The 12161-nt window shown below is 59.7% G+C and carries 11 protein-coding genes; 1 reads left to right on the top strand and 10 read right to left on the bottom strand.

The features are described 5' to 3' along the window. The 7 genes from KGB27_RS10225 to KGB27_RS10255 all read right to left on the bottom strand — a co-directional run. On the bottom strand, positions 1–752 hold a 752-nt coding region (locus KGB27_RS10225; protein WP_223554262.1), incomplete at its 3' end, for a DeoR/GlpR family DNA-binding transcription regulator. Between the two features lie 55 nt (positions 753–807). Beyond that, positions 808–1809, bottom strand: coding sequence for a 4-hydroxythreonine-4-phosphate dehydrogenase PdxA (pdxA, locus tag KGB27_RS10230; protein WP_223452906.1), 1002 nt, complete (start codon positions 1807–1809; stop codon positions 808–810). Between the two features lie 5 nt (positions 1810–1814). Next, the gene (locus tag KGB27_RS10235) at positions 1815–3095 is read right to left on the bottom strand and encodes a four-carbon acid sugar kinase family protein (protein WP_223554265.1); all 1281 of its coding nucleotides are present in this window, start codon (positions 3093–3095) and stop codon (positions 1815–1817) included. After that, positions 3092–4105, bottom strand: a complete 1014-nt coding sequence (locus tag KGB27_RS10240) for a 2-keto-3-deoxygluconate permease (protein ID WP_008025009.1) — start codon at positions 4103–4105, stop codon at positions 3092–3094. Before KGB27_RS10240 ends, KGB27_RS10235 begins: the two co-directional genes overlap by 4 nt. Before the next feature lie 286 nt (positions 4106–4391). Next, on the bottom strand, positions 4392–5678 hold the full coding sequence (locus tag KGB27_RS10245; RefSeq protein ID WP_008040100.1) for an OprD family porin: 1287 nt from the start codon (positions 5676–5678) through the stop codon (positions 4392–4394). A gap of 240 nt (positions 5679–5918) precedes the next feature. Continuing rightward, positions 5919–6314, bottom strand: a complete 396-nt coding sequence (locus KGB27_RS10250) for a nuclear transport factor 2 family protein (RefSeq protein WP_223434903.1) — start codon at positions 6312–6314, stop codon at positions 5919–5921. An 18-nt stretch (positions 6315–6332) separates the two neighbouring features. After that, positions 6333–7004, bottom strand: coding sequence for a DsbA family protein (locus KGB27_RS10255; RefSeq protein WP_223554266.1), 672 nt, complete (start codon positions 7002–7004; stop codon positions 6333–6335). Positions 7005–7262: 258 nt separating this feature from the next. Between KGB27_RS10255 and KGB27_RS10260 the strand changes: the two genes are divergently transcribed. Then, on the top strand, positions 7263–9356 hold the full coding sequence (locus tag KGB27_RS10260; protein WP_207285598.1) for a TonB-dependent receptor: 2094 nt from the start codon (positions 7263–7265) through the stop codon (positions 9354–9356). 211 nt (positions 9357–9567) lie between these two features. Here KGB27_RS10260 and KGB27_RS10265 read toward each other — a convergent pair whose 3' ends face one another. The 3 genes from KGB27_RS10265 to aguB all read right to left on the bottom strand — a co-directional run bounded on the left by KGB27_RS10265 (position 9568) and on the right by aguB (position 12018). Continuing rightward, on the bottom strand, positions 9568–9783 hold the full coding sequence (locus KGB27_RS10265; RefSeq protein WP_008040104.1) for a hypothetical protein: 216 nt from the start codon (positions 9781–9783) through the stop codon (positions 9568–9570). Positions 9784–10028: 245 nt separating this feature from the next. Continuing rightward, complete coding sequence (aguA, locus tag KGB27_RS10270; RefSeq protein ID WP_223554269.1) at positions 10029–11135, bottom strand: agmatine deiminase; 1107 nt, start codon at positions 11133–11135, stop codon at positions 10029–10031. Positions 11136–11139: 4 nt separating this feature from the next. Continuing rightward, positions 11140–12018: an N-carbamoylputrescine amidase gene (gene aguB / locus KGB27_RS10275; RefSeq protein ID WP_223434907.1), complete on the bottom strand. Its 879-nt coding sequence runs from the start codon at positions 12016–12018 to the stop codon at positions 11140–11142. Positions 12019–12161 lie beyond the last annotated feature (143 nt).

The raw sequence follows: 12161 nt of genomic DNA on the forward strand, positions 1-12161 counted from the left end.
ACGGTGATTTGCTTGAGGGCGTGAAACGGTGCGAGAGCAGCTTCATCGGCGGTAGCACCGGTAATCAACCGCCACTCCCGCTCAATCGGCGTCCAGTGCTGTTGCCGCGCACGACCGAGTTTGTCGGTGTCGGCGAGCACCACAATCTGCGCCGCCCGTTTGATGATGCATTCCTTGAGATAGGCCTGCTGCGCGCTCGCTTCGCACAAGCCAAACTCCGCGACCACGCCGTCCGCGCCGAGGAAGGCTTTGTCGACGCTCAGCCGACTTAACGTCAACTCCGCCAACGGCCCCAATGTGCTCATGCTCGAACCGCGCAAGTCACCGCCGATCAGGGTCAGGCGAATACCCGGCGCATTGGCCAGGGTCATCACCGCCAGCAGGTTGTTGGTGACCACGTGCACGTCTTGTCGCGAGCACAGGTGATGGGCCAGCGCGGCGCAGGTGGTGCCGCCGTCGAGCAGGACGGTGTCGCCGTCCTGGACATGCGCCGCCGCCGCTTGGGCGATGGCGTCTTTCTGTTCCCACTGGCTGGTTTTGCGCTCTTCGAGCGAAGCTTCCGGTTCATGCACGCCGACCACGGCGGTGGCGCCGCCGTAGGTGCGCACCAGGTGCCGTTGTTTGGCGAGCATGGTCAGGTCGCGTCGCACCGTGGCTTCCGAAACCCCGAGGGCCGCGCTCAATTGCTCGACGTTGGCATCGCCGATGCGTACGAGGTCGAGGATGGCGCGGTGGCGTTCGGAGGCTTTCATGGCGGGTCTCGCACGGTGGACGGTGGTCGATCTTACACGACAGCGCCCCTGCGGCTCATCCCCGTCGCGTAGCCAGTTCCGCGCCCTGGCGCAGCGCTTCGAGCAGGCTGCGCTCATCGGCGATGCCTTTGCCGGCGATGTCGAACGCGGTGCCGTGGTCGACCGAGGTGCGGATCACGTCGAGGCCGACGGTGACGTTCACGCCCGCTTCCAGGCCGAGCACCTTGACCGGGCCGTGGCCCTGGTCGTGATACATCGCGACCACCAGATCGAAGTCGCCGCGTCCGGCGCGGAAGAACAGGGTGTCGGCCGGCAGCGGGCCAGTGACGTCGAGGCCGCGCTCCTGCAACAGCTTCACCGCCGGGATGATTTTTTCTTCCTCTTCGCCGTAACCGAACAGGCCGTTTTCACCGGCATGCGGGTTGATCCCGCACACGCCAATGCGCGGGCGGGCGATGCCGGCTTTGATCAATGTCGCGTTGCCACGCTCGATGGTGCGCTGAACCAGGCCCGGCTCGATCTTGCGGATCGCATCGATGATGCCGATGTGGGTCGTGACGTGAATCACCCGCAATTGCGGTGCCACCAGCATCATGGATACTTCATCGACGTTGGTCAGATGCGCGAGCATTTCGGTGTGACCTGGGTATTTGTGGCCGCCGGCGTGCAGCGCTTCCTTGTTCAGCGGCGCGGTGCAGATCGCGTCAATTTGATTGGCCTGCGCCAGCTCCACGGCACGAGCGATGTATTGATAAGCGGCATCACCGGCGATAGGCGACAGCACACCAAATGGCAGGTCGTCGGGGATCAGGTCGAGGTCGATGCAGTCGATCACGCCGGTCTCGTAGCGTGCCTCGGAAGCGTCCTTGATGCGGCGAATTTTGGCGCTGCCGCCGACGATCACATTGGCTTGTTCGAGACGGCGCGCATCACCAATCACCAGCGGTCGGCACTGTTGATAGACGATGTCGTGAGTCAGGCTCTTGACCACGATTTCCGGACCGACACCCGAGGCGTCGCCCATGGTGATGCCGATGATAGGGAGGTAATTGCTCATAGTGTTCATTCGAGTCCTTGGATTCGTGTGCGTTGGGGCGAGGAGCGATCGGCGCTGTCGCTCAGGTGTTGCCATGCCGCATACAAAGCGTGATCGGTGCCGAACGCGCCGGCCTTGGTCACGATGCCGGGACGATGGCCTTGCCGGGAAACAGTCGGGCGGGCGAAGGCAACGCCGGCCTCGATTTCGGTGATGAGTTGCAGGCTGTCGATGCCGACGGTGGTCAAAATGGCCCGGGCCGTCTCGCCGCCGGTGGCGATCAGGCCGCCGACCTTGGCGAAGTGCGGTTCAACCAACACGGCCAACATGCTTGAAAGTTGCGCGCCCTCTTGCGGATCGAACGCGTCATCGCGGCCGATGCGCAGCAGCAGGTCGCTCCAGCCATCGAGTTGCTCGCCAATGCGCGCCTGCCAGGTTGCCCAATCTTCATGGGCGACGCCCTGGCGAAGGACCTTAGGCGGGACGACCAGTTCGCTGACACCGCCGCGCTCCTTGAGCAGCGCGCATTGCCGCTCGCAGACGCCGGACAGGCTGCCGACGAGGATCAGAATCGGCGCCTGGTTTTTTTCCTGCGCGGTCGGTTCGATGGCCGTGAACCGTGTTTCTGAAAAATCCGGAAGGCTGGCGATTTCCCGCGCCAGGCCTCCCGAACCGATCCAGAACAGCGGCTGATCCATCGACGCGGTCAGGCGAGCGAGGGTCAGCAGATCGTCTTCGATTTGTGCATCGACGATCAGCGCTTGTGTGCCGCTGCGGGCGACTTCGGTAATGTGTTGCGCGAGCGCATTTTCGTTGCCGCGCAAAGTGTCGAGGTCCAGTTTCGCGGTGCTCAGGCCGGCGGCGATGAGCATCGCTTCTACATCAGCTGGGCGATCAGCGTTTTCGAGCTTCCAGGTATCGGTGGTTTCCAGCGGTTGACCGTTCACGAAGACCCGACCGCCGCGCAACGTGCGTCCCGTAGCAGGGAATGCCGGGGCAACGATCGCCAGGCCGGCCAAGGGTTGCAGGGCAGCGACTTCCGCTGCCCAGTTACCGCGCAAGGTCGAATCGATTTTCTTGTACAACCGCTGCCCAGGCTGATGCAGCGCCTTGAATGCAGCAACGGTGCGCTCGGCAGCCTGCGCCGCAGAGAGGCGGCGAGTGTCCGTATCAGCAGCGATCACCTGAGCATCGGCCTTGTCATTCAAAGGATCGAGCGTGACGACAGTTTGCAGCCCCACACTCGCAAAGCCGATGGCGCAATCCGCCGCGCCGGACAGATCATCGGCGATGATCAGAATCCTCATCGCAACGCCTCCTGCTTTTGAGGTTCGATCTCCTGCTCAGGGATGACGACAGGGTTGCGCTTTTGTACGCGCTTGGCGACGGCTGCAGTGAGTATCGGCGCAAGAATCGCGGTGACCACCACGCAGGCGGCTACCAATATGGTCGCGCTCTTGGCCGCTTCGGCGTAAACCGGATTGGCCGCCGCGATCAGCGCAGGAACGGCTGCGGCGTTCCCGGCGGTGGTAGCCGCAGCGACACCCGCGACGCCCGTGCCACCGGTCAAACGATCAGCGAAGAACAGCGGAATGCCAGTCAACACAACGACGGCGACACCCATGCCGAGACCCAGCAAACCAGCCTGCCAGACGTTGTGCAGATCCAGACTTGCGCCCAGTGCCAAAGCGAAAAACGGGATCATCACCGGAACGGCCTTGGCCAGGAAGTCGCGCATGTCGCGGTCGAGATTGCCCAGCAACATGCCCAGCGCCAGCGGCAGGATGCTTCCCACCAGCGTCGGCCACGGGAACGCCGACAGGCCGGCGATGCCGAGAGTGACCATGGTCAGAAACGGGCCGGACTCCAGGGACATGACCGAGTAGGCACCGACATCTTCGGAGCGGCCGTACTGCCCCATCAGCGCCATGTACAAGCCGCCGTTGGTGTCGTTCATCGCGGCGACTACCGCCAGCGTCGAGATACCGGCGAACAGGCCTGACGAAATCGGCTGTTCACCCAGGAAATGCCCGAGCACGATACCGATGAGCACGGCGATGCCGACTTTGGTAATCAGCAGCGTGCCGCCCTTCTTGAGCAGGTAAGGCGTGGCCTTGATGTTGATGCTCGCGCCCATGCACACATAGAACACCGCGAGGATAGGCAACGCTCCGGTGAACAGCGCGTTGGTGAAGGAGCCGAAAAACTTGGGCGTATCAGGCATGAAGGTGGCGACCAGCGAACCGATCAGCAGGGGCACGATCATCATGCCGCCCGGAATGCGTTCTATGGTGCGCTTGATAGGAAATTGGGCCACGAGGGTCTCCTTTTATAATTGTGGGGTAAGACGTGTTTCACCTCGAAACTGACTGAACTGATCACAAGAGTGATTGATTCAGTCAAAATAATCTTATGCCACCCTTACAGATTGCGCAAATCAATCATTATGAATGCTCGTTTTGATCATTTTGCGTCGGTAGTCGTTGAGCACCTGACGCACTTGCCGCGACCTAGAGCCTCGCGCCGCCCACAAAAAAGCCCCGAACCAGTCGGGGCTTCTTCGTTCTCAGCCTCTAATCAGGCCTCGATACTGCAACCGATCATCAGAAAATGTTGATCGGGTAGTCGACGAACACACGGACTTCGTTGCCGCTGACGTTGTACTCACTCGACTTCTGCGAAACACGCAGGATCGAGCTGCGCAGTTTCACGCTCAGGTCTTTGGCCGGGCCGCTTTGCACGACGTACTTGAACTGGTTGAAGATTTCGCGCTCGGTACCGCCTTCGCTGGTGGAAGTGGTGATGTTGTCGCCGCGCACGTAAGCCACGTTGTAGCTCAGGCCCGGAACGCCGAACGTGCTGAAGTCCAGACCGTAGCCGACCTGCCAGCTGCGCTCGTCTTCAGCGTTGAAGTCGGACCAGTAGGAGTTCGCCAGGTAGATGGTGTTGCCACCGTCACCGACGCGACCTTGATCTTTCTGATAGCCGCCGTAGGCGTAGCCCAGGTTGCTGTCGCCGGTGCTGCGCTGGTGAGCGACGGTGAACGAGTGCGGGCCGGTGGCGAAGGTGGCTGCCAGGCTCCAGATCTTGTTGTCGTCGCCAGTGGCACCGCTTTCGCGGACGTAGGAATCGTCCAGCTTGGTGCGGTAGCCGTTGAAGTCGAGGGTCAGGGACTGATCCTTGTCGATCGGGAACACGTAGTTGGCGTTCACGTATTGCTTCTTCAACACGTCTTCAACGTCGGACGCGTACACCGCAGCCTTGAACTGCTCGGTGAACTGGTAGCTACCGCCCAATACGTTGATCGACTTCAGGCCACCGCTGTCACGGCCTTCCGCGCTTTTGCGCGATTCGGCGGTGAAGCGACCGGCGTTCAGTTCCAGGCCTTTGATCTCCTTGGAGGTGATCAGCGTGCCGGTATAGCTTTCCGGCAGCAGGCGCACGTTGTCGTAGCTCAACACCGGCAGGGCCGGCATCTGGTCACCGTAAGTCAGCGTGGTGCTGGAGAGACGGAATTTGACCGCAGCGCCGCCCTTCGACAGGTCGTCAGCCGCGTTGCCGCTGTCGCCCTTCTTGAAGAAGTCGATGCCTTGCGCGCCGGTGCGACCCTTGCCGCCATCCAGACGCAGTGCGTACAGACCGAACGCATCCACACCCACACCGACGGTGCCTTGGGTGAAACCGGACGAGAACGTGCCGATGGCCGCTTGGCCCCACTCGGCTTTGTCCTCACGACTGTCTTTGTAGTCACGATTGATGTAGGCATTGCGCAGCAGCACTTTGAGGCTGCTGTCTTCAACAAAACCCTTGGATTCGGCCTGGTCGTTAGCCATGGCCTGTGTCGCACTCAACATCCCCAGAGCGATCAGGCTGATTCGCTTATTCAACATTTTGTTCTTTTCCTTATTTCGGGTTGATACGCGCTGTGTCGAACGGCTGAAACGGCGCTATCGCACTCTTTTTTCACCCGAAAACAAAAAGGCCCGCCCACGATAAATCGTGGAGCGGGCCTTTTTATTTTTTTGAGTCATGGCGGTTAGCCACAGGCGTTGGGGCGAATCCTATCCGCGCCCTTAACCATGTGTCAATTTCATGAATCGTCTGTGATTAGGTGAAAATCGTCTAAGAAATTACTTGTCTACGATTGCCAGCTGCACGGTGTGGCTGTCGACGAATTGTTCGAAATGGGTAACTTTGCCATTGGCGATGGTCCACAAATGGGCGACGCGAGCATTCATCGAGCGGCCGGTGGCTTTGTAGACTCCGCTGTAATTGCCGTAGGCAAACACCTTGTCTCCCTGTGCGACGTAGTCCTCGATCTTCAGCTGAAAACCTTCCCATTCGGTGGCCAGACGCTTGAAGACGTTCTCGACGATGGCGTCAAAACCAACGTAGGTGCCGGCGTAGGGAAAGCCTGCGGCTTCGGTCCAGCGAACGTCATCGGCCAGGGCTGCGGCGGTGTTGCGCGCATTTTCCTGGGAGTTGGCGCCTTCGTAGGTGCTTTTGATCAGGCTCAGGTTATCCATGAGAGGCTCCGGGAGAATTCAGTGGGCACAGCCGGTGAGGCCACAGGCTTGAAACTCGGATGTCGCGGCGTCTGCGGGAAGCGATTGACTCAGCCATGCCGCGAAGGCTTGCGGCTTGCCCAGCCACGGGCTGATGTCGATCAACGTGAACTGGCCATCCTGCTCCAGGGCGAAGGTCGGGAAACCATGGCCGCCGACGTTGGCCAACAAGGCGCGACTGGATTTGATGTGGCCATCGGTATCGGCGTTTTCAAACGCTGACAAGAAGGCTTCGGCTTCCAGGCCGATGTCGTTGGCGAGTTCGATCAACACGGCTTCATCGGCGATACGCCGCCCTTCCACGTAATGCGCGCTCTGCAAACGGCCCAACAACTCCAGTCCACGGCCAGCGATCTGCTGCGCCGCGAGCACGGCGGCAATCGGCGGAGCGGAATCGAACGCCGCCGTTTCATCACGTAGCAACCCTTCGAAATACGCTTCGCCGAATGGCTGACCGGTGTACTCGGCGATGCGCCGGTCGTGGGGCATCACGTAGTCACGCAAACGTGGCGAGACCCTCTGGCGGTTGGCGCCGGTCATCATGCCGCCGCCATGGGCAATCACCGGCAGAACGGCCTGAGCGGCTTGCACCAATGGTTTTGCGCCGTAGCACCAGCCGCACAACGGGTCGTAAATGTAGTGAAGGATCATGGGAAGGCTCCGGCAAAAAGTCAGGAAAAATCGATGCCGGCAGGTTAGCCCTGCGACAGTTTCTGAAAAACGCCGGAATGGCTTTCAGTCTGTTTCATGAATCGGTCGAATGCTGCAAATCCTTCCTGTAACAACTACGACACAAATTGAAACAATCAAACAAAGGAACTTCTCAGGAATAATTCACGAAAGTAAATAGCAAGCATTACCATTCGCACCCTTCACGATACTACCCAAAATCCTACGGATGCGTCCTTAATGCCTGCCCCTTTTCGTCTTACGCCCTTCAGTCTTGGGCTCTCTGCCTTGCTATCTGCCGGTTTTTCCTACGCCGCGCCTACAACCCTGCCGGCAACCTCGATCAGCGCCGAAGCAGAGGCTGACGATCCACGTGTGAAAGAAACCAGCACAGCGACCCGCACGGCCACGCCGGTACGCTACGTGCCACAAGCCATCGACTCGATAAAAACCTCGAACGTCGTCGATTACGGGACCAACGATCTGGGCACGGCGCTGAGCGGAATGCCCAACGTCAGCAGCGGCGCCGACACCCGTTTCGACAGCTTGCGCATTCGCGGTTTCGACGCCAGCAACGACTTTTACCTGGACGGTATTCGGGACGACAGCCAGTACGTGCGCGACCTGCACAACATCGAGCGCATCGAAGTCCTCAAGGGGCCGGCGGCGGTGTTGTACGGCCGTGGCAGCCAGGGCGGGATCGTCAACCGGGTCAGCAAGTTGCCGGAATTCGGCCGCCGTTCGACCATCGAAGCCCAGGGTGGCAGCAACGATTTGCGCAGCCTTTACGCGGACCTGAGCACTGACCCCAGCGAGAACATCAGCCTGCGTCTGAACATGGGCAACATGGATCAGAACAGTTTCCGCGATGGCGTCAGCGGCAATCGCCAGTTGTTCGCGCCGTCGATGAGCTGGCAACTGACACCCGACCTGAACTGGTTGGTGCAGTACGAATACAGCCGCTACAACCGTACGCCGGATCGCGGAATTCCCGGTGTCAACGGACGCCCGGCCGATGTCGGACGGGATACGACCTACGGCAGCGATAACGATTTCATCGATGACAAGTCGCAATCCCTGCGCTCGAAACTCAGCTATGACATCAACGAGAACTGGCAGCTGCGTCAGACCTTGGGTGTGTTCAAGCTCAACAGCGATTTCGACAACACCTACCTGATCGGCTACACCCCGGCGACCAACTCGGTCACGCGCCAGCACTGGCAGCAGGACCTGAATACCCGCAACGTGTTTAACAACGTTGAGCTGGAGGGTGGTTTCGATACCTTTGGCCTTGAGCATCGATTGCTGACCGGCATCGAAATCGGCAGCCAGCGCCGCGACCCGATCCTGTACACCGCCGCCACGACCGGCCCCGGCAGTCGGCCCGTTCCGGCGCTGAACCTGAACAGCCCTAATCGCAATTTGCGTCACACCGGACGCATGCAGGTGTCCAGCGACAACCACACCGAAGTCGAAAGCCGTGCGGTGTACGTGCAGGACCAACTGCGCCTGAACGATGAATGGCAACTGTTGGGCGGTCTGCGTTACGACACCTTCGACATCGAATCGACCAACAACCTGCGGGACATTTCCGAGGACCGCGACAGCCACAGCACCAGCCCACGTGTAGGACTGGTCTGGACGCCACTGCAGAATCACTCCTTCTATGCGTCATGGACCAAGACCTTTTCCCCGGTGGGCGGTGGCTTGATCGGCATCACGCCTGGCGCTGCCGGCAACACCAACGACCTGAGCCCCGAGCTGACCAAGCAGAAGGAAATCGGCGTGAAGAGCGACTGGCTCGATGATCGCCTGAGCACCACGCTGGCGATCTACGAACTGGAGCTCTACAACCGTCGCACCAGCGATCCGCTCAACCCGACCATTACCTTGCTTACCGGTAAACAACGTTCCCGCGGGATCGAGCTGACCGGCACCGGCAAGATTGTCGGCAACTGGTACGTGCGCGGTGGCGTGGGCGTGCAGGACGCGACGGTCGAGAAGGACAACAACGGCTTTGAAGGCAAGCGCATCAGCAACGTGGCCAAGCACAACGGCAGCCTGTTCCTGACCTGGAAACCGGAAATGGGCTGGTACGCCGAAACCGGTTTGACCCTGGTCGGCCAGCGTTACGCCGACAACCTCAACACCACCGTACTGCCGGGTTATGGCCGTTGGGATGCGTTGGCCGGGTTCCGTCAGAAGGATTGGGATTTGCGTGCGGCGCTGAACAACATCAGCGACAAAACCTATTACTCGTCGGCCACCAGCGCGGCGCAGATTCAGCCGGGTGAACCGCGCAGCGTGGTGGTGACCGGGACTTACAGCTTCTAAACACCAAAGATCCAGACATCAAACTACCTCCCTGTAGGAGCTGGCTTGCCAGCGATGAGGCCATAACATTCAACATTGATGCTGGATGAAAAACCGCCATCGCTGGCAAGCCAGCTCCTACAGGGATTTGTGTAAATACCGGAAAAACCTGCAGGCATAAAAAAAGCGCCGCCCTCCCGGCAGCGCTTTTATCAATCCGTTGTTTTTCTTCTTATCCTTCCATCACATCCCACAACGCTTCCAGTTCCGCTTCGCTGAATAAACCAGCGGGGTAACGCTCGATCATCATCCGGCGCGGATCAGGTTCCCTGATCTGACGCGTTCCATTGGACTTCAACCAGTGCGCCAGAATCTGGAGCGAATCGCTGTTCTTTACTGCCAGGGGATGCAATGCCCGCTCGCTCACCACATTCATTTCGGCGTTCATTTCCGCGCTCTCTCCTGGTTTGTGAGCGGCTAACTTATCCAAGGTTTATGACAGAACATCGAAGTCCTCCCCCTCCCTGTCTACACCTGGTGAGATACAAGAGCTGTGCCAATGTGTCTGGATGGTCGACGAGCGGATACAAAAAAAGCCCGCAGTCCTGACGGGCTGCGGGCTTTCTGCGAGGCGTACGGGGAAAACGTTTGCCTGAGCGATTTAGCAATCAACTCAAGCTGTTACAACCCCACTCACTCCTTGTGCGGCGCGGGCTGTTGTTGGGTAAGGCAGTGGATGTTACCGCCTCCCAGTAACAGTTCGCGGCCCGGCACCATCACCACTTCGTGTTGCGGGAACAGGCTCTGCAAAATCTCTTTGGCCGGACCATCCAGCGGGTCGTCGAAACTTGGCGCGATGATGCCGCCGTTGACGATGAGAAAGTTCACGTAGGAACCAGCCAGACGCACGGTCGGATTGCGCTCCTGAGTTCCGTCCACCGGATCGACACCGGCGCACTCTTCTTCGGTCGCATACAGCGGCCCCGGAATCGGCATCTTGTGCACCGTGAATGGGCGACCCTTGGCGTCGGTGCTGCTTTCCAGCACCTTCATCGCCGCCTGGCAGCGCGGGTAATTCGGGTCTTGCGGGTCGTCGGTCCAGGCCAGCAATACTTCGCCCGGACGCACGTAGCAGCAGAAGTTATCCACATGGCCGTCGGTTTCGTCGTTGAACAAACCGTCCGGCAGCCAGATGATTTTATCCACAGCCAGATTCGCGCTGAGCATCGCTTCAATTTCCGCACGGTTCATGTGCGGGTTGCGATTGCGGTTGAGCAGGCATTCTTCAGTGGTGATCAGCGTGCCTTCGCCATCCACGTGAATCGAACCGCCCTCGAGCACAAAACCCTCGGTGCGATAACGCGGGCTGCGCTCGATCTCGAGTATCTTGCCGCCGACCTGCGAGTCGCGGTTCCAAGGCGAATACAACCCACCGTCAAAGCCGCCCCAGGAGTTGAAATCCCAGTTCACGCCGCGGACTTCACCGCTGTTATTGATGACGAATGTCGGGCCGGTGTCACGGACCCAGGCGTCGTCGCTGGACATCTCGACCACACGAATATTCGGCACGTCGAGACGCGCCCGAGCGTTTTCGTATTGACCGGTGGACACCGCCACGGTCACCGGTTCGAAACGCGCAATGGCCTTGGCCACCGCCACGTGTGCGGCTTGCGCCGGTTTGCCGCCCAGGCGCCAGTTGTCCGGACGCTCTGGCCAGATCATCCAGGTTTGGGTTTGCGCCGCCCACTCGGCGGGCATGTAGAAGCCGTCGGCGCGCGGGGTGCTGTTTAAAGTGGTCATGCGGTCAGGACTCCAGGGAACCGTCGAGGGTTTTGAGCGCATTGTATAGGTTCGGGCGGCGATCACGGAACGAGCCCCATGCGCTGCGGATGTGCTCCAGTTCGTCGAGGTCGAAGCGATGAACCAATACGCCTTCTTCGGTTTTATTGAGTTCCTGAACCTTCTCGCCGAACTGGTTGGCGATGAACGACGAGCCGTAGAAGGTGATGTCGTACCCGTCCTGCTCCTCATTGCCGATACGGTTGCTGGCGATCAGCGGCATCAGGTTGGCACCGGCATGGCCCTGTTGCACACGCTGCCAATGATCGCGGGACGAGATGGTCTTGTCGTGCGGCTCGCTGCCGATGGCGGTCGGGTAGAACAGAATTTCCGCACCCAGCAACGCCATGCTGCGCGCGCACTCCGGGAACCACTGGTCCCAGCAAATGCCCACGCCGATTTTCGCGTAGCGGGTGTTCCACACCTTGAAGCCGGTATCGCCCGGATTGAAATAATACTTTTCGTGATAGCCAGGGCCGTCCGGGATGTGGCTTTTACGATAAATCCCGAGGTTGGAGCCGTCGGCATCGATGATCGCGATGCTGTTGAAACGCGCGCGGCCGGCCAGCTCGTAGAAGCTGATCGGCAGCACTACTTGCAGTTCTTTGGCGACTTTCTGGAAATGCTTGATGGCGACGTTGTCTTCAACCGTCGTGGCCAGTTGCAGGTAATCCGGGTTCGGCTTCTGGCAGAAGTACGGCGCCTCGAACAGTTCCTGGATCAGGATGATCTGCGCGCCTTTGGCCGCAGCCTCACGGACCAGCCTTTCAGCGGTTTCGAGGTTGGCTTCAAGGTCCCAGGAACAGGCCATCTGGGTGGCGGCGACGGTAACGATACGGCTCATGAATCATCTCCGGGCAAGTGCTGTGGGTCGAGTTTGGCATCGACCGATGACAGAAAGGGAAGCGCCGGACGTGAAGAGACACGCCGCGGCAATGGCGACTTTATAGCCGATAAAAATCGGCTTTAAAAGCGATTAATCTTCCT

The sequence above is a fragment of the Pseudomonas sp. BF-R-01 genome (genome assembly GCF_019946615.1).
Lineage (GTDB): Bacteria > Pseudomonadota > Gammaproteobacteria > Pseudomonadales > Pseudomonadaceae > Aquipseudomonas > Aquipseudomonas migulae.